12 protein-coding genes, 6 pseudogenes and 1 other annotated feature are annotated in these 18,124 nt (G+C 57.4%); of the genes and pseudogenes, 6 read left to right on the forward strand and 12 right to left on the reverse strand.

Features of this window, described 5'->3' with window-relative positions:
- Positions 1 to 217 precede the first annotated feature (217 nt).
- From K3M35_RS26980 to K3M35_RS24465, 3 genes and pseudogenes are all read right to left on the reverse strand, one after another.
- Positions 218 to 487 (reverse strand): integrase core domain-containing protein, encoded by a 270-nt coding sequence (locus K3M35_RS26980; protein WP_374107785.1) that lies wholly within the window; start codon positions 485 to 487, stop codon positions 218 to 220.
- A pseudogene (locus K3M35_RS24460) lies at positions 439 to 1,008 on the reverse strand (transposase); the annotation flags it as partial. The pseudogene K3M35_RS24460 and the gene K3M35_RS26980, both read right to left, overlap by 49 nt.
- A gap of 24 nt (positions 1,009 to 1,032) precedes the next feature.
- Positions 1,033 to 2,315: pseudogene (locus K3M35_RS24465) on the reverse strand (IS3 family transposase).
- Positions 1,909 to 2,037: a sequence feature (AL1L pseudoknot), on the reverse strand. (Overlaps the previous pseudogene by 129 nt.)
- Before the next feature lie 102 nt (positions 2,316 to 2,417).
- Here K3M35_RS24465 and K3M35_RS24470 point away from each other — a divergent pair.
- Positions 2,418 to 3,048 (forward strand): annotated as a pseudogene (locus tag K3M35_RS24470) (transposase); the annotation flags it as partial.
- 68 nt (positions 3,049 to 3,116) lie between these two features.
- Here the strand turns inward: K3M35_RS24470 and K3M35_RS24475 are convergent.
- The 8 genes and pseudogenes from K3M35_RS24475 to K3M35_RS24515 all read right to left on the reverse strand — a co-directional run bounded on the left by K3M35_RS24475 (position 3,117) and on the right by K3M35_RS24515 (position 11,892).
- Complete coding sequence (locus K3M35_RS24475; RefSeq protein WP_220667140.1) at positions 3,117 to 4,046, reverse strand: hydroxymethylglutaryl-CoA lyase; 930 nt, start codon at positions 4,044 to 4,046, stop codon at positions 3,117 to 3,119.
- On the reverse strand, positions 4,046 to 5,236 hold the full coding sequence (locus K3M35_RS24480) for a CaiB/BaiF CoA transferase family protein (RefSeq protein ID WP_374107783.1): 1,191 nt from the start codon (positions 5,234 to 5,236) through the stop codon (positions 4,046 to 4,048). Before K3M35_RS24480 ends, K3M35_RS24475 begins: the two co-directional genes overlap by 1 nt.
- Positions 5,237 to 5,300: 64 nt before the next feature.
- On the reverse strand, positions 5,301 to 7,244 hold the full coding sequence (locus tag K3M35_RS24485) for an aconitate hydratase (RefSeq protein ID WP_220667141.1): 1,944 nt from the start codon (positions 7,242 to 7,244) through the stop codon (positions 5,301 to 5,303).
- A 205-nt stretch (positions 7,245 to 7,449) separates the two neighbouring features.
- Positions 7,450 to 7,995, reverse strand: a complete 546-nt coding sequence (locus tag K3M35_RS26985; protein WP_374107784.1) for a flavin reductase family protein — start codon at positions 7,993 to 7,995, stop codon at positions 7,450 to 7,452.
- Positions 7,980 to 8,737 (reverse strand): annotated as a pseudogene (locus tag K3M35_RS26990) (SDR family NAD(P)-dependent oxidoreductase). Before K3M35_RS26990 ends, K3M35_RS26985 begins: the two are co-directional and overlap by 16 nt.
- A 70-nt stretch (positions 8,738 to 8,807) precedes the next feature.
- Complete coding sequence (locus K3M35_RS24505) at positions 8,808 to 10,304, reverse strand: AMP-binding protein (RefSeq protein ID WP_220667145.1); 1,497 nt, start codon at positions 10,302 to 10,304, stop codon at positions 8,808 to 8,810.
- A gap of 112 nt (positions 10,305 to 10,416) precedes the next feature.
- Positions 10,417 to 11,265, reverse strand: a complete 849-nt coding sequence (locus K3M35_RS24510; RefSeq protein WP_220667146.1) for a maleylpyruvate isomerase family mycothiol-dependent enzyme — start codon at positions 11,263 to 11,265, stop codon at positions 10,417 to 10,419.
- A 72-nt stretch (positions 11,266 to 11,337) separates the two neighbouring features.
- A complete protein-coding gene (locus tag K3M35_RS24515) occupies positions 11,338 to 11,892 on the reverse strand; it encodes a hypothetical protein (RefSeq protein WP_220667147.1) in 555 nt (184 codons plus the stop codon).
- Between the two features lie 532 nt (positions 11,893 to 12,424).
- Here K3M35_RS24515 and K3M35_RS24520 point away from each other — a divergent pair.
- The 3 genes from K3M35_RS24520 to K3M35_RS24530 all read left to right on the forward strand — a co-directional run bounded on the left by K3M35_RS24520 (position 12,425) and on the right by K3M35_RS24530 (position 14,678).
- Positions 12,425 to 13,000 carry an MBL fold metallo-hydrolase gene (locus K3M35_RS24520; RefSeq protein ID WP_259444438.1) on the forward strand — a complete coding sequence of 192 codons (576 nt, stop codon included), beginning with the start codon at positions 12,425 to 12,427 and terminating at the stop codon, positions 12,998 to 13,000.
- Between the two features lie 73 nt (positions 13,001 to 13,073).
- Complete coding sequence (locus K3M35_RS24525; protein WP_220667148.1) at positions 13,074 to 13,832, forward strand: 3,4-dihydroxy-2-butanone-4-phosphate synthase; 759 nt, start codon at positions 13,074 to 13,076, stop codon at positions 13,830 to 13,832.
- Between the two features lie 195 nt (positions 13,833 to 14,027).
- Positions 14,028 to 14,678 carry a GntR family transcriptional regulator gene (locus tag K3M35_RS24530; protein ID WP_220667149.1) on the forward strand — a complete coding sequence of 217 codons (651 nt, stop codon included), beginning with the start codon at positions 14,028 to 14,030 and terminating at the stop codon, positions 14,676 to 14,678.
- A 21-nt stretch (positions 14,679 to 14,699) separates the two neighbouring features.
- On the opposite strand, the pseudogene K3M35_RS24535 reads toward K3M35_RS24530, so the two are convergent.
- A pseudogene (locus K3M35_RS24535) lies at positions 14,700 to 14,963 on the reverse strand (IS1634 family transposase); the annotation flags it as partial.
- Between the two features lie 34 nt (positions 14,964 to 14,997).
- Between K3M35_RS24535 and K3M35_RS24540 the strand changes: the two are divergent.
- Positions 14,998 to 16,054 (forward strand): annotated as a pseudogene (locus K3M35_RS24540) (ISL3 family transposase); the annotation flags it as partial.
- A 154-nt stretch (positions 16,055 to 16,208) separates the two neighbouring features.
- Positions 16,209 to 17,654 (forward strand): IS1634 family transposase, encoded by a 1,446-nt coding sequence (locus K3M35_RS24545; RefSeq protein WP_220667152.1) that lies wholly within the window; start codon positions 16,209 to 16,211, stop codon positions 17,652 to 17,654.
- The last annotated feature ends 470 nt before the right edge of the window (positions 17,655 to 18,124 follow it).

Raw genomic sequence — 18,124 nt, forward strand, 5'->3', positions numbered from 1 at the left:
AGTGCCTCTCTCGATGACGGATACTTGACCTTCGACAAGCCAAGAATCCACTACCGGACAGGCACTTCCGTGCTTTACACGCCGGGCTCAGCCCGCATGAGAGGAAATCTCCAGGCTAGACCCTGTCAGACCCTCAATTCAGGGATCGTGATCCGCGGCTAGAGACAAACAATGACATGCCCGGTGAGTCGTGGACGGTGGGATCTCCACTATCTGGTCACGCAGCCCGAGTCTGTTCGAACCACGCAGCTTCAACTTCGTCAGGGGTTTGATAGCCCAGACCGGAATGAAGACGAATCCGATTGTAACGCAATTCAATCCACGATGTCACATCAACGATCGCGTGCTTTCTAGTCGGATACACCGTCCGATTCACCAGTTCATTCTTCAACGAACCATTGAACGATTCAGCCCACGCGTTATCCGGCTCTTCCGGAATCAGAGTGCGTCCAGGTGTTGTCCCAGGCCGCCTGAGTGGATAAGTGATCGCAAGATGTAGTGGTTGAGGTTGCGGAACCCGAGGGCGATTCCGCGGAGGTGTTCCAGGCGTCCGTTGATGGCTTCGACGGGGCCGTTGGAGGCGCCGGTGACGAAGTAGGCCAGGATCTCGGCACGTCGGGCCCACAGGGAACGCCCGAGTTGAGCGAGTTCGGCCAGCCCGGCGGGTAGGCCGGTGCGAATCTTCTTCAGCGCCTTGAACATCAGAATCTTGCCGTCGCGTTTGTTGGGTTGGTCGTAGGCGTTGATGAGGTCTTGATAGAACGCGTAGGTGACCGCGACCGCCAGGTGTTCGTCGCGGGCGTCTAAACCGTTGTGCAGCTTGGTTTTCTGTTTGTCGGTGAGCAGCTCGATCCGGGTGAGTAGGGTGCGGCGGATGCCGTAGAGCGGGTCATCGGTGCGGCCCCGGTGCCCGCAGGTGTCCTGCTGGATGCGTTGGCGGCACAGGGTGAGTTTCTCCCCGGCCAGGGCGACTACGTGGAACGGGTCCATCACTGCGCGTGCTGAATCGCCCCGGGTTTGCTGGGGGCTCGGTTACTTGGTTCCAGCGTTTGCCGGGACCGGGTTCTCACGGTAGCTGGTGACTGTGTGGGTCGACCAGTAGGTGGTCTCGTACTCGACGGGTGGGACGTGCCCGATCTCGCCGTGCAGGCGGCGGTGATTGAACCAGTCGATGTACTCGGCGACGGCGATCTCGACCTCGCCGACACCGCCCCAGCCACCGCGAGGGCGCATGACTGGGTTACGGATACACTCGGCCTTGAACAACGAGTTGAACGCCTCGGCCATCGCATTGTCGTACGAATCACCCTTGGAGCCAACAGAAGTCACTGCGTCTGCTTCGGCGAGACGTTCGGTGTAGCGGATGGCTCGATACTGCACTCCGCGGTCGGAGTGGTGAATCAGCCCGGCCACGCCCTGGCCGGCACGCGACCGCGCCCACAACCCCATATCCAAGGCGTCGAGCGCGAGGTCGGTGTGCATGGTGGTCGAGACCTGCCAGCCCACGACCATCCTTGAGAAGACGTCGAGGATGAACGCGGCATACACCCACCCCGAGTGTGTGCGGATGTAGGTCAGGTCCGCCACCCACAGCGCGTTGGGCGCCGCCGCGGTGAACTGCCGTTCGACACGATCGGCCGGCTGCGGAGTTTCGGCCCCCTCGCTGTGCGTGGTCTTCCGCGTCTTGGATCTCGTTATCCCCTGCAGCCCATCAGCTTTCATCAACCGCTCGACGGTGCACCGGGCCACGCCGATACCCTTTCTACGTAGTTCGGCGTGGACTTTGCGGGCACCGTAGACGCCGAGATTGTCGGCATGCACGGTGCGGATCTCACCGAGGATCTCGCGGTCACGGACCACCCGTGGCGCCTCGACTCGTCGAGAGCTCAGATGGGCTCGGACTGTGGACGGAGCGATCTGGGCGGCCGTGTCGCGCAGGGCCGCGCAGATCGGATCGACTCCGTGTTCGTCGCGGAAAGCGGCGACGAACTCCACGATCAACGCTGTGGGCGGTCGATCTCCGCCGCAAAGAAAGCTGATGCCTGCTTCAAGATGGTGTTCGCCCGCCGCAACTCCCGGTTCTCCCGTTCCAGCTGCGCGATCCGCTCAGCCTCGCTGGTCGTGGTCCCCGGGCGGTCCCCGCCATCGATCTCGGCCTGCTTGACCCAGGTGCGAAGCGCCTCCGGGTGCACACCGAGTTGATCGCCGATCCGTTTGAGCGCCCCTGGTCGCGTGGCTGGGTCCTTGCGGGCCTCCACCGCCATCCGCGTCGCCCGCTCCTTCAGCTCAACGCTGTACTTCCGTGGTGCTGCCATGCTCTCCATCCTTCACAGATTCGAGAGCCTCCGACAAACCCGGGGCGTTTCATAGCGCTATTGCCGACACGATTTGCCGCACGATCGAGCTGGGGGTGACGAACTGGCCCAGCCAGGTTGTTGCGACATGGTCGCCGGCCGATCCAAGGCCGCCCTTACCGACTGGCTCGTTGCCCGCGATCAGTCGTTTCGTGACCGCATCCGGGTGGTGGCGATGGATGGGTTCACTGGGTATCGCACCGCCACCGCCGAAGCGCTCGAGCAGGCGCGGCCGGTGATGGATCCGCTGTTCGGTGTCCGCCGCACCCTGCTGACCCGCATCGGGTTACTCACCGACAAGCAGAAGACTCGGCTGCGCTCGGGTCAGGAAGCCCACGAGGACCATCTCGCCGTCGCGATCAGCTACGCGATCTACCAACAGTTGATCGAGGCCTACGACCAGGAACGCAAGCGGGACGGGAAGATCTTGATGTACAAGGTCCTCAAGAAGATCCACACCGGCCTGCCGGCCGGTCTGCTCGAACTCGCCCAGCTCGGCCGCTCGTTGTGGGCCCGACGTGCCGAGATCCTGGCCTACTTCGACACCGGCGCCTCCAACGGGCCCGTTGAAGCGATCAACGGACGACTCGAACACCTGCGTGGCATCGCCCTGGGCTTCCGCAACCTCAACCACTACATCTTGCGGTCGCTTATCCACTCCGGCGGCCTGGCAAAACGCCTCGATGCACTCTGAATCCGGAAGAGCCGACAAAGCACAAGCTGCTTCTGCCCGGTCCACACAAGTTTCATTAGCATGACCAATTAGTCAATTACCCAAGGAAAGCTATGCGCCCGAGAGCGAGCCCCTTGTGCCGCCCGAGACCTAGGTTCCTCAGAAAGTTCGGAGAGAAGTTGTTCCGAGACGCCAACGAGCCGTTGAAAAGCAGAGGGATCAAGATAGTCGGGACGCGTAGCAAACAGGATATCCTCGGTGGATGTATTCCCGCTTGCTCCAGGAGCGAAAGGACAACCACCGAGGCCTCCGAGAGCGCCATCCACAAGGTCAACACCGGCATTAATGGCGGCCAGCGTATTCGCTACCCCCATGCCCCAGGTGTCATGCCCATGGAATACCAACCGTCGCTGGGGTGCCAACGCTCTAGACTTTCGTACCAGAGAGTCGACCTCGCTCGGAATTGCCTGGCCAAGCGTATCGCACAACACGATGTCGTGACTGCCATATGTACGGGGATCCGCGATGATGTCCAATGTGCAGTACGGATCTACAGGCCCGTCGAACGGACATGTAAACGCCGTGGCCAAGCACAATTGCATACGTCCCCCGACTGAATCAGCAATTTCTATGGCCGCAGGCATAGCCGCTATAGAATCCTCTGTATCGCGCCCAATGTTAGCCTGATTGTGGCTATTTGACACTGACAGACAGTATTGAAAGTTCACCGCTCCTGCCGCGGCAGCTTGCTCGACATGGCGCGGCGTTGCGACCCAGAGCCAGCATCGTTTGCGCTCCTCCGTAGTGAGTTCGGCGACGAGATCCAATGTATCCGCCATCGCCGGAACAAGGTCTGGACGAGCTAAAGACCCAATCTCAATCTCAGGCACACCAATATCAAGGAGGACGCGGACAATCTCCAGTTTACGTTCAAGGGGGATAGCCTTGCCCACCAACTGCAGGCCATCACGGAGCGTAACGTCTCGGAGCGACGCCGACCGCGCAGGTACGGTAGTCATCAGTAGCCACCTTCGATGTAATGAGTCCTAATATAATCAGTATGTTCGCCGAGATCTGGGCCGACACTTCGGATCGGTAACGACTTATCTGATATCACGGGAACGATCCCCGGGAAACCCACCAACTTGGGATCCTCCTCGCCAACATCAACCGGAAAGTGCTGGATCATATCTCGAGCCAGATACTGGTCGTCGACCACGATATCAGCTGCTGTCGCAATAGGTCCGGACGGTACGTCGGCATCGGAGAGAATGGCGAGCACTGTTTCGCGGGAGTGCTGCGCGGTCCAGGACTCAATTGCCATATCTAGTTCGTCCCTGCGTTGCCAGCGAAGATCATTAGTAGCAAGATTCGAGTCGTCGGCAAGGTCAGGCCGGCCAATCGCATTCATGTACCGATAGAAAATTGCGTCGCTGTTGCCAGCAATTACCACCGACTTTCCGTCACTACACATATACGCGTTTGACGGAGCAATACCTTCTACACGGCCGCCGATTCGTTTCCGTTCGACCCCATAGGCGAGATAATCTGGCACGAGCGATTCCATAACTGAAAGAACCGACTCGTTCAAGGCGACGTCGACAATTCTATCTCGTAGTGGTGCCGGACTATCTCCAGTTCTACTCCGACTGAAAAGTCCCATCATCACGCCAAAAGCGGCATAGATGCCAGCAAGTGAGTCACCAATTGAAACTCCGGTGCGCGCAGGCGCCCGATCTGGTTCTCCGACAAGTTCACGGAGGCCGCCGTAGGCTTCCGCAACCGCTGCAAATCCGGGCCGTGAGGACATGGGTCCTGATTGCCCGAAGGCAGATATCCGGGCAATTATTATTGTCGGATTAGCACTATTGAGGACTTCAGGTCCGATGCCCCAACGCTCGAGAGTACCTGGTCGAAAATTCTCAATCACTATATCGCAATGTCGCGCCAGAGCTACGACGTCGTCTCGACCTTGTTGGGTGCGCAGATCAAGCACAATCGACTTCTTGTTTCGATTGATTGTGCGGAAAAGCATCGAAGTTGAACCCGCGTAGAGACGCCAATTACGCAGTTCATCGCCTGTACCGGGCCGCTCGACCTTGATCACTTCAGCACCAAAATCTGCCAACAGACGGCCTGCAGTGGGAGCGGCAATATAGTTTCCGAGCTCCAGCACCCGGATACCTGCGAGGGGTAGTGTGCTTGTCATGACCATGATTCCTTGCAACGTACGTATGATGGACTATAATATAAAGACATGAAGTAACGAAACGCTACACTATCGGAGAACGGCCACCGGCTCTGATGTGAGCAAGCAGGCCACCATCGGCAAGGACCTTCCGTTCGCCTGCCGTCAGATCAATTCCTAGATCGATTGATTTGTTTCCGCTTAGGGATACACTGATCGATGGCGAACCGTCGAGAATCGCATCCCGAAGCCCGTGCAATTTCCACTCCTCGCCAACCGTGAATACGGGCGCATCGTCAGGCAGGACAAGTGGCACTACGCCCGCGGCGATGAGATTACGGCGATGGATTCGAGCGTAGCTTCTAGCGGCGATGGTTCGAATGCCAAGATATACGGGTATCAACGCCGCATGCTCTCGACTTGACCCTTGCCCATAGTTCTCTCCTGCAACGATCACTCCGCCGCCCCATTCGAGCGCACGATCGTGGAACTCCGAATTGTGACGGTTGAACATGAACTTCGCACATAGCGCGATATTCGACCAGACAGACATCGCGATAGCACCGTCTGGTGCCATATCACCCGTAGAAATGTCATCACCGACACAAATAAGAACTCGCCCCGATACCTCATTAGAAACTGGCGATGGTAACGGTGGAGGAACAAGATTCGGCCCACGTTCAATGGTCACGGCTGCGCGAACGTGGTCGGGAAGGACCTCAGTGATTAATGCCGTATGAAGCGACAGATCTGGTGCTGGCGTCGGACGTATCGTGATCTCAGGCCGGGAAGAAGGATCCGTGATCCTTCCGGTTATAGCGCTCACCGCAGCAGTCGATGGACTACACAGGTAAACTTGATCCTCGGCGGTGCCGCTTCGACCCGGAAAGTTCCGGTTGAACGTCCTTAAAGAAGCAGCTCCCTGCAGCGGGGCTTGACCGATGCCAACGCATGGACCACATACGGGTTCCAGCATCCGCGCCCCGGCGTCCATGAGATCGTCATACACGCCGCCTTCGATAATTGTTCGGAGAATCTGACGCGAACCTGGTGTGACTGTTAAATCGACCTGCGGATGAATCGTGTGGCCCCGAATTGAAGCCGCTACAGTGGCAAGATCATCGTAGGAACTGTTGACAGACGAACCGACGCATACCTGAGACACTCGAGTCTCTGGTAGCTCCGATACCGGCAATACATTACCGGGCGAGTGAGGAACTGCAACCAGCGGGACGAGGTCGGTAAGGTCAATCTGAATAACGTCATCGTATAACGCGTCAGGATCGGCAGACATCCGAACAAAGTCGTGGGCTCTGTTCTGCTCGACAAGCCAGCGCAATGTCTGAGAGTCCGAAGGGAACACCGCTGTGGTTGCACCCGTCTCAATAATCATGTTCGCGATTGTGGCGCGACCCGAGATTGGTATTGACTCAACCGCGGGCCCAAAGAATTCAAAGACGGCTCCGCGTCCGCCGCGGACACCATAGCGGCGAAGAATCTCAAGGACAATGTCCTTTGCTTCGACAGCATTGCCAAGATAGCCGATTAACTCGACGCCGATCACCCGAGGACAAGGGAAGTCAAATCCATAGCCACCCATGGCGACCGCGACTTCGAGGCCTCCCGCGCCGGTCGCAAACATTCCAACAGCGCCAGCGGTAGACGTGTGCGAGTCTGCACCAAGAAGAAGTTCCCCAGGCTTGGTGAACCTCTCCAGATGAATATAGTGAGAGATTCCATGACCGGCTGGCGAATACCGGAGACCATACTTTTCACAGAACGATCTCAGGTAGCGGTGGTCCTGCATGTTCTTGTCATCGATCTGCAAAACATTGTGATCGACATACATTACCGCAAGAGAAACATGGATTGAATCGAGACCAAGCTCTTCATACTGCATTGCCGCCATGGTTCCGGTCGCATCTTCGATAAGGATCTGATCGGGCGAGACCGTGATGTCTGAACCGGGCGTAAGTTCCCCTGCTGTCAAGTGTCTACCCAGGATTTGATAAGTAAGATTCGTAGCCATAATTTTTCAATCGTACTAAAGCGGATTCGATTATCAGAATGCGGATGTACGCCCGAAACAAATACCTCTTGTGGGCTGCCGAAATATCGATCGGCAACAGCCCTTCTTAAGCTACTGGCTGGATTTAACCAGAGTGACTCTACTGTTGCCGATCGATAATCTCGAATTACACTCCTGTCATCAGGTCCAGAATCCAGGGTGACGCTTACTCTCCTATGCTCGAATCGAAGCGCCCAAATCGACCACGAAAGTACGCGAGTGGTTCAGCATCTGAAGCGACCGCATATCGAACGCTGCCGATCAGAAGTGTATGGGTGCCAACACTAACGGCGTCATCTAGCTCGCATTCGATCTGGGCGAGGGCGCCGCCAATTAGCGGCATTCCGAGTGGCCCTCGGGACGGTTCGAAATTGAACTTGCCAGCACCCTTTCCGGCAAACCGTCCCGCCAAATCAGTGTGGGCGGTCGACAAGATACTTACGCCAAAGAACCCTCGGGAAAGGACAGCCTTCTGCGTACTGCTCTCGCGATTCAGACAAACAGCAATCATAGCCGGTTCGAGTGAGATCGAGGTGCACGCGCTCACCGTCGTTCCGAAATCCAAATCTTCAGATCGTGTCGAAACGATCGTTACACCACTGGTGAATCGTCCAATTACCCCTCGGAAATGCTCGGGATCCACAGGTTCAAAATTGAGGTGGTTAGGACTCACTGCAGCCTGGCTAACATGGATCGTCACGTCGCCATCCATCCGCCGTCGACAGCCAAGTCAGCTCCAGTCACGAATGAAGCTGCGTCAGAAAGGAGCCAAACAACGGCGGCACTGATTTCTGACGGTTCTGCGAACCTCTCCATACTGTGACGTAGACGGATTGCGTCGAAGTGCGCCGCGAAGACAGGATCCTGAGACGCTCGCTGAATCATCGGAGTGCTGGTGACACCGGGCATCACTGCGTTAACCCGAATCCCCTTGGTGGCATAGTCAGAAGCTGCCGCACGGGTAAGACCGACGACACCATGCTTCGCGGCGGTGTACTCGGATGCGTTAGGCATTGCCGTGGCGCCGAGCACTGAACCTACATTGACGATTGCGCCGCCACCGGTCGTCAGCATTGCCGCAATCTCATGCTTGAGGCAGTTAAACACACCTGTGAGGTCAACGCCGATGACACGGTTCCACTGGTCCGCCGAGATCTCGTGCAACGGAAGACTCGCCTGCTCGAGACCGGCGTTGTTAAAGCTCCTTCGATGCTCCCAAACTGGCTGACTGCCTTTGAAACCATCGATTCGACGCTGCTCTCGTCGCTAACGTCAGTTCGGACGAAAAGCGACGATCTGCCGGAGTCGCGAATCTCCGCCGCGATTCTCTCGCCGGCCGGGTTGATATCGGCGATAACGACATTCGCGCCGACACTCGACAAATGCCTGGCTGTCGTCTCTCCGATACCGCTGGCAGCGCCAGTTACGATGATGGTCCGGTCCTGTAGAATCACGTTGATTCTCCTTTAATTCTATTTGTGGTGATGGATCGTAGATAGACCGCGCGATTTGGTTGGCGACTTCCTATTGTTCCAGATCAATTTCGTTCTGAGTTCGACTTCTCGAAAGGGACTTTTTGGCGATCTTCATCGTAGATGTCAATGGCCATGTGTCGACAAACTCTACATAGCGTGGTTGTTTGAATGGCGGAAGTCTGTCTTGACACCATGAAACCACTTGCGCGCCATCAAGTTGTGAGCCACTCTGAAGCATAATGAATGCCTTAATATCCTCTTCACCCAACGGGGAGGGTACGCCGATGACTGCTGATGAGGCGATACTCGGATGATCGTCGAGGACCTTTTCGACTTCAGCCGCAGATAGATTCTCTCCCCGCCGGCGGATCATTTCTTTGATTCGACCCGCAAAGAAGTAGTTGTTCCTGCTGTCGGCGTAGGCAAGGTCGCCGGTCCGCAACCATCCGTCGTCAGTCAATGATAGCTTCTCATCTCCTGAGCCAACATATCCAGGCGTGATTGCCGGGTTAAAGAGCTGGAGTTCTCCGGTTTGGCCCGTTGCAACGCGTTCCCCGTACTCGTCTGCAATTCTCGCCTGGTTTATCGTCCCGTGAACTGGGTGTTGCCGCGGTCGTCCCATTGAACCATAAACAGTCGGTTCTTGGAGTGAAGCAACGAGTCCGTAAGGCGTCTCTGACAGCGCGTATCCGATCACCAATCGGAAGCCGAAACGTTTCTCGATTTCATCGTGACGTTCAGGTGTCGGCGCAGGAGCGCTATAGCAGATACGCACCTTGTGCGCGGATTCTTCCGGAGATGGTGGTCGACTCATGAGTATTTCAAGCATCGCGCCTATTGCATTGAATGCGGTTACTCCGTAGTCGTTGACCGAGCGCCAAAAGTTGCGCGCTGAGAATCGAGGCAGAAGAATTAGCTCGGCTCCGCATCCGAACGAGCCCAAGGTTGAGTATACTTGTGCGTTCAGATGGGATAGTGGAAGAGTCGTGAGGAGGACGTCCTCTTCGCCAATCCCAAGCCAGTACGGATACCCCTCTGCGCCCAGCGTGTACATTTTGTGGTTCTCAATTACGAACTTGGGATGTCCGCTACTTCCCGAACTTTGGATTAGCGACGCAATTTCGTCAGGAGAAACTTCTGCTGGTTTGGTGGGCTCAGAGTCGATCAGGTCAGATACACCGATGATCCGTGCAGTGGTGGTAGGTACCTCGGCCCGCGGTTCCGCGATAATGTAACGAGCATTGACGTCGCGGACCACGGTAGGCAGTTCAGGCGCGGATGCAGGGTTCACCGCGACGCTCACCGCTCCGATTAGTGCGATGGAGAACCACGCTCGGAGAAAATCGTGTCCGTTGGGTAGACAAATTACGACACGTTCTCCGGGATTGACGCCTAGTTCCTTGAGGCCTCCGGCACATCGCAGGGCATCATTATATAGTTCTGATCTGGTGACGACTCCCCCACTTGGAGTTCTGCACCAAGGCGTATCAGGCCACTTGTCTGCGCCTGCCTTGAGGAACTCGGGGATGCTGACGATGCGCGTCATAATCTAGTTCGTTTTCGTTTCAATGTGAGTACCAGAGTGTTTTGGCCAGCAGCCTGCCGTCTTCTGGGAATCAGAAGGTGTAGATGGACAACAGTTGCGACCCAGCAAGCACTTAGATGGTGAAAAACATCTTTCTAAAGAGTTCGATTGCCTCAGCGTCTCCACCTTCGATTCCGCCGCGCACGCGCTGGTAGACGTCCAACGAGAATTCGGGTGTTGTGAACTTGAATTCGGCGTCATATGTCTCCGGTGCGCCAGGGTTGAACGCGAGGTCCCCGTGGGCAACCCGTACCGTCCAGTATTCAGATCGCGGGCTGGTGAACTCGATCTTGACGGTCAGATCTGCTTCGGCAGCGAGTTCCGGCAGGACAGTGATCTGCATCAAGCCGAAGAGGAACGGTACGAGAAGATCAGAGGAAGGTTCGTCGATAAATGCTGGCTTACCGAGCGCAGTCCGAAGGTCCCAGTTGTGGATTGAGTAATCGATGAGTTGGAATGCCACCATGAGGTATGCAGGTACGGGACCAACCCAACGGTGAGGAACGAACAGCCCGCCCCATTCGTCCTCGGTGAGCTCCTCGAAGTTGTTGAGCAATTGCTCGACACAGGCCTCGAGCCGACCGAGGACTTCCCAACGGTCTACTTTTCGGTACTCGAGGGCGCTCAAACCAAGTGAATCGCCGTAGACCTGCATACCGAGGGGATCTTCGGTCGGGAAAGAATTCCTGGCCTGGCTGAAGTACCCCAAGTACGCGTATGCAGTATCGAGAAGATGCCCGGCCATATCGCGAACTTCCCACATGTCGCATGGGGTTTGCTTATGCCATTCGTCGTCTGTAGCCTCGACGAGCATGTCGAATGCGATACGGAACTCCTTTCTAACAAGGCCAATGAAGTGTTCCTTGCTTGAGAAGCTTGTACCATCAATGCGAGCTGCGACGTCGATTCCGCTGGTCGTCATGGTATTCCATTCTTAGAGGATGAGGGGAAGGTACTAAAAGTGGGCTGCTCTGCGGACAGCTAGGTCGACGGGCTATTCGATGTCAATCTGGCATAACCAGTCGTCTCGGTCGAACAATGTCTTCACGGACGAAACGTTCGTTTCAGTCGTATGAAGGATTATCACTCCGGGTACACGGAAGGGTTGATGCTTGCCTTTGTGAGTGGTGCCACGCCATGTCAGTTCGCCGCTAAATCGGCCTGTGAAATCTACTTCGGCAAAAGCCGTTTGGTGGCCATTTGCTGCAGGAGGTGACACAAGCGGCATTGCAAACTCGGAGAACCTGGACACCGTCGTGCGAAAATGCTTGAGGGCCGAGATTCTTCCAGCTACCGGACGACGGCTGAATAGACTATGTATTTCAACATCCGGAGATAGCACATTTCCGAGACTCTCGTAATTAAATGTCTGGTGTGCATGGTACCAAATGTTGAACAGCGAAAGCGCTTCTGAACGAGCGCCTTTTGATGGCGAAGTAGATTCGCTCACAGCCAAGGGGTGTTCGGTTGCGTTCTCGCGGAGCAGTGGAACCAGAGCTTTCGCGCGGGCGATGTATTTCGTAGGGTCGGTTGTGTCGGTGGGGGTCAAGACTGTACTCATCAGTACCCTTTCAGATTTTCGTGGTGAGCCGCGGCTCGTTGAGTGGTGTCCCGAATCTCACATAGTTGAGCCTGCTCGACATCATGTGAGCTCCCTAATAGGAGTGGGGGTTGTAGGCATGATGCGAGGGCGCCACAGTGCCTGAGGTTGTATACAACGAATGTAACTGGCCTCACATCGGAAGTCAAGAGTGGTCTACAGGGCAGTAGTGCGTCGACTCCCCGGGTGCACCGAAGAAGACTCTATGGACTGCGCAGAGAGACGCTCGAATCCGCCGTTCGGCGTGATGCACGCCAGGCAGGTCTTGCGCACGCGTTCAACGACCGCATACAATGATGTACACAGTGCGCGTTCCGGTCGGCCTGGGCAACGGTCGCTGTCGGAGTTACGTCCGGCGTTCGATGTCGCCGATATGAGGTGGAGAGGGGTTGTTAGTCCGATGAGCTACAGTGGCTGCGTCGTGCCCGGGGGGCTTCCCGGCGTCAGAGACGTTCCAGGACTTCGGATCACCAAGATTGCGTTGGGCGAGTTCAGCAACAATTCGTACATCCTCGAGTGCACTGCTACTGGAGAGCGACTGCTGATCGATGCTGCAACTGATGCACCGGCTCTGTTGCGTCATCTCGGTAGTCGGCCTCTTGCGAAGGTCTTGACGACACACTCGCATAAGGATCACTGGGAAGCGCTTTCGGCGGTTGTTGCTGGTACCGGAGCCCAGACGTTGGCCCATCCTGCCGATGCGCCGGCAATATCCTGTCCTACCGACGTATTGGTTCGGGATGGCGACGATGTTGTTGTAGGCAATGTGGTGCTGAGGGCCATTCACATCGTGGGCCATACGTTAGGTTCAATTGTGTTGGCGTACGAGGAGCCGGATGGGTCTTCGCATCTTTGGACCGGAGATTGCCTTTTTCCGGGCGGTGTCGGAAGTTCGTATGATACGCCCGACTTGTTTGAGATTCTGTACGGAATGGTCGTTACCAAGATATTCGATGTTTACGGGGATGATACGTGGGTCTATCCCGGTCACGGCGACGACACCACTATAGGCTCCGAACGGCCTAATCTAATGGAGTGGGAAAGGCGCGGCTGGTAGGCCGAGTCCTCCGGTCCTCTTATTGAGGATTTGGATGTTATCCAAGGAGAGAGCTATGGTACCGACGGATTCCGTGACCAGTAGCGGTGACCCATCGCCTGCGTTTCTGAGTTCACCGGACGGTCGCTTCACGCGTGTGGAAAATGCCATCGTGGACGTGCGTGAAGGAAAGCCTATCGTCGTTATCGATTCAGAGAACACAGGTGAAGGCGATCTGGTTTGTGCAGCTCGTACCGCTTCTACGGCAGTGGTCTCTTTCTTGATCCGGCATAGTTCCGGCTATATTTGTGTTGCCTTACCGAATGTCGAATGCGATCGATTGCATCTTCCTGCGATGTACGCGGATGATCCATCCTACCGCGTGAGTGTTGACTGTAATGAATCGGGTACCGGCATTTCGGCGTACGATCGCGCTGCGACGATGAGAATGCTTGCCGATCCAACGTCGAACTCAGACGATTTTACAAGGCCTGGTCACGTCGTTCCAATTAGAGCGTCTGAGGGAGGTGTTCTGGCTAAGGCCGGGCGCGTGGAAGCCGCATCAGATATTTCCCGTTTAGCTGGTCTTGGTGCCGTCGGAGCACTGGGCGAGATAGTGTCTGAGATTGATCCTCATGGTATGGCAACGACTGCGGAACTTGTTGAGTTTGCCCATGTCCATGGGTTGACCTACGTATACATATCGGATCTGGTTGCATACCGCCTTAGCAACGATACTGCAGGGTTTCTCCATGGGGCCGAAGTGGCAACGGCGGAGCATCATCTGCTAGAACTTGCGCGCGTCCGTATTGAGGAGCTTGAGATCGAAATCGCTGCTCTGAAATGCCGGTGATACATCGCATACCGGCTTTGCCGATTAGCTGTTTCCGCCAATTAGATGTCATTCTAACGATGAGCTGTGCGTGCGTTACTGCATGGACTCATGTATAATTTTAGTGAAATGGCTAGAATTGCTGAGTTTAGGGGGCTCTAAAGATGGCGAATTTGGTGAATTAATTTGGAGAAAAGGGCTCTCGATGGTAAGGCCGTGCCGGGCGCTGCGGAGTCAGTTTACGCTGTTCTCCGTGATGGAATAATCGGTGGTACGTACCTTCCGGGCAGCCGCCTTCCTGAAGAAGACGTTGCTTCAACTGTCGGTGTGAGTCGGACGCCAGTTCGGGAGGCTCTGAATCGCCTTCAGGCAGAAGGACTCGTCAAGATTCTGAGGAACCGCGGCGCAGTTGTTGTCGGCTGGACGGCAGAAGACCTCGACGATATTTTCGAACTTAGGGTAATGCTTGAAGGATACGGTGCACGCAGGGCTGCCGGCAGCATTTCTGACGTAAAGCGGCTATACGAAATATGCGATGAAACAGACCGTCTTTCTAGCCAAGGATTAGAATCGAACCGGGATGAGCTAAGCAGGCTGGCTCGCCAATTTCACACGGAATTGCATCAGATGGGCGGGAACCGCCAACTGGTAGCTTTTCTTCCTACATTGATTTCGGCGCCGATGGTCGCTGAGGCGTTTCGCCATCACTCGGGTGACGATCTTCGGCGTGCTCACGCTGCTCATCGAGAAATTGTCGAAGCTATCGAAGCGGCTGATGGTGGTTGGGCTGAGAGCATTATGCGCGCCCATCTACGAGCGGGACGTAACTCACTCAAGAGCATGGAATGGTCGTCTTCGTCGATTTGATGTAACCTGAGTTAGGTCAGATTAGTGCGCACCGCGGATCGCGTTGATGAGTTTCTGCAGGTCGTCGGGTAGTGGGTCGGCGGCGGTGATGGTGTGGGTGCCGGCTTTGATCTGCACGGTGCGATAGCGGCGAGCGGTCGTGACGAACTTCTTGATCGACCAGCCGGAGCGTTCCTCGATGACGCGGGTGATCGCGAGGGCGGCGAACACGATGCTCAGGTGGGCTTCGATGGAATCGCGGGTGTGATGGAAGATCGGGCGGGTCCTGCGGTGTGAGGATGAAAGTTCTCACACCATCAGCCCGGCACCGACAGTACCCATGTTGCAGCGTAGCGCTATTGCCGACACCATTTGCCGCACCATCGAGCTCGGGGTGACGATCACCGATGCCGCCCTCGACGGCGAGGACCGCACCCACGTGTTCTGCCAGGTCCTGGCCCCTCAGGATGGGTGTCCCAGGTGCGGGCAGGCCGGTCGGCTGCGTGACCACATCGATCGTGAGGTCGCTGATCTGCCGATCGTGGGACATCCGACTCGGCTGCGTATCGCGGTGCCGCGCTACCTGTGCGAGAACCCGGACTGTGCCACCATGATCTTTCGTGCCGACATCTCGACCCTCGTGGCGCCACGGGCCCACGTCACCCGCTGCACCACCACGTGGATTCTGCGGGCGATGATCGTCGACAAAATGTCGGTCAAGGTGGTCGCCGCGGCGGTCGGGTTGGGCTGGAACACCGTCAACACGCTCGCACTCGAGGAGGTCCGCATGCTGGCGTCCGCACCGGCCCGCCTGGACGGTGTGGGTCCTTGGGGTGGATGAGCACAAGTGGAGACACGTTCGCGGCAAGGGGGATTCGAGTTTCGTGACCGTGCTCGTCGACCTGACACCGATCGTCGATGGTACCGGCCCGGCACGCTTGCTGGACATGGTCGCCGACCGTTCCAAGGCGGCGTTGAAGGATTGGCTGACCGCGCGCGATCCTGCATTTCGTGACCGGATCAAGGTCGTCACCATGGACGGGTTCTCCGGGTATCGCACCGCGACCGCTGAAACCCTGGACAAGGCGCGTGCGGTGATGGATCCGTTTCATGTGGTGCACTTGGCCGCGGACAAGCTCACGGTGTGTCGTCAACGCGTGCAACAGGATACGTGCGGACACCGCGGCCGCACCGGGGACCCGCTCTACGGCATCCGCAGCCCTCTGCTCACCCGAATCGGCTTGTTGACCGACAGGCAGAAGACCCGCATCACCAACGGCCTCGAAGCGCGTGAGGAACATCTGGCGGTCGCGGTCACCTACGCCGTCTATCAAGACCTGATCGACGCCTACGGCCAACCGCACAAGCGTGACGGGAAGATCGCGATGTACAACCTGACTTAGGACAAGTTGGAGGATCCGAGGAATTCGGGAAGTTCTGACCTGCGGCGATCGGTGTCCTGTGGTCAGAATTTGTGCACTGAGTGAGGGGTCGTGAGCTGCCTGGGTGGCCTATGTGCGCACGGTGAAGACCGCGTCCGGAGCGACAGCGGTGCAAATCGTGCACTCGAACCGGTGCGGATCGCGCAACATCGAGCACATCGGCTCGGCACACACCGAGGACGAACTGGCGGCGCTGAAAGAAGTCGCCGCCAAGCGGCTGGCCGCCGGGCAGACCGAACTCGACCTCGGCCTCGCCGCCGCGGCAGGGCCGCTGCCAATCCAGTCCTCGCGGATGCAGGTGCTGTGGGGCACCCTGGCCGCGGTCTACACCGACCTCGGATTCGAGTCAGCAGCCAACCGAGACAGCGTGTTTCGAGATCTTGTACTCGCCCGAATCATCGAACACACCAGCAAACTGGACTCGCTGCGAGTCCTCACCGAAGTCGGCGTCGACACCATGTCCTATCGCAGCCTGACCCGTCGCCTACCGCAGTACGCCACGGTCGAGTTCCGTCGCGGGCTGGCCGCGGCGTGCGCAGCGCGCGCCGGGGTGGGCCCGGCGAGCCTCATTTTGTACGACGTCACCACCCTGTACTTCGAGACCGACAAGGCCGACGGGTTCCGGGAGCCCGGATTCTCCAAGGAACGTCGTCTTGAGCCGCAGATCACGGTCGGCCTGCTCACCGACTCGACCGGGTTTCCGCTGATGATCGAGGCGTTCGAGGGCAACCGGGCCGAGACCGCCACCATGCTGCCCACGCTGCGGGCGTTCATGGCCGCCCACCAGCTCGACGACATCACCGTGGTCGCTGATGCCGGGATGATCTCCGCTGCCACCAAGAAAGCCATCGAGGCCGCCGGTCTGTCGTTCATTCTGGGTGAGAGGATCCCGACAATCCCGTATCTGATTGCGCAGTGGCACACGAACAATCCCGACTCCATACCACCGGACGGGCTGGTGTTGACCCAGCCGTTTCCGGCGGGGTCGAAGAACAAGCGCCGTGACCAGGTCGTCTACTACACATACAGTGCCGACCGGGCGCGGCGCAGTGTACGCGGCATCAACGAGCAAGTCGCCAAGGCCGAGAACGCGGTCGCCGGCAAAGCACCGGTCAAACGCAATCGGTTCGTCACGCTCAAAGGCGCGGACAAAAGCGTCAACCGCGAACTGGAAACCAAGGCTCGCACATTGGCTGGCTGGAAGGCTTACGCCACCAATATCACCGCTCCCACACCGGAATTCGTCATCGGGTCCTACCACCAGCTGTGGCGGATCGAGAAGAGCTTCCGGATGTCCAAGAGCGACCTGGCCGCCCGCCCGATCTTCCATCACACCCGCGATTCCATCGAAGCCCACCTGAGCATCGTGTTCGCCGCCCTCGCGATCACCCGCGTCATCGAGGAACGCTCCGGCTGGTCGATCAAGAAGTTCGTCACGACCGCTCGCCGCTATCGCACCGTGCAGATCAAAGCCGGCATCCACACCATCACCGCCGCCGACCCACTACCCGACGACCTGCAGAAACTCATCAACGCGATCCGCGGTGCGCACTAATCTGACCTAACTCAGGTACAAGCTGCTCAAACGCATCCACACCGGCGTGCCGAAAGAACTCGCCGAACTTGCCCAACTCGGCCGTTGGCGTACCGAAACAGAACACGTCCCTCAACGACCGACCGCCCTTTGTACACAATACGACAATCCCGTGCATCGCGACAGGACCACCATTGCCACCAATCAGAGGTGACAGCAAGTGACCTAGGGCACTCTACGGGTCGCCGGGCCTCAGGTTAGAACCGCGCGCGTAGATCCTCCCCAGGCAGTACCTGCCACGCATCGCCTTCTTGAACTGATTCAATCCAACCTCCCCTCCGCTCAGTGAACTGAGCACATCCCCACACGGCCCCTATTGCCTCACGTCAAGATGCGCGCGAGGTTTGCTTCGTTGCCTCATCCGATGATGCGCGCGTGGCGACTGCCGTGACGGCGGGGACGCGGGCCGGACCGGCCTTGGCGATGGTCAG

The organism is Rhodococcus sp. DMU2021 (genome assembly GCF_019641445.1).
Taxonomy (GTDB): domain Bacteria; phylum Actinomycetota; class Actinomycetes; order Mycobacteriales; family Mycobacteriaceae; genus Rhodococcus; species Rhodococcus pyridinivorans.

Coding starts and splice junctions, on each gene's coding strand:
- K3M35_RS24475 (WP_220667140.1), bottom strand. CDS start 4,046: ATGACTACCGTACCTGCGCGGTCGGCGTCGCTCCGAGACGTTACGCTC.
- K3M35_RS24510 (WP_220667146.1), bottom strand. CDS start 11,265: ATGACGACCAGCGGAATCGACGTCGCAGCTCGCATTGATGGTACAAGC.
- K3M35_RS26985 (WP_374107784.1), bottom strand. CDS start 7,995: ATGGATGGCGACGTGACGATCCATGTTAGCCAGGCTGCAGTGAGTCCT.
- K3M35_RS24485 (WP_220667141.1), bottom strand. CDS start 7,244: ATGGCTACGAATCTTACTTATCAAATCCTGGGTAGACACTTGACAGCA.
- K3M35_RS24505 (WP_220667145.1), bottom strand. CDS start 10,304: ATGACGCGCATCGTCAGCATCCCCGAGTTCCTCAAGGCAGGCGCAGAC.
- K3M35_RS24480 (WP_374107783.1), bottom strand. CDS start 5,236: ATGACAAGCACACTACCCCTCGCAGGTATCCGGGTGCTGGAGCTCGGA.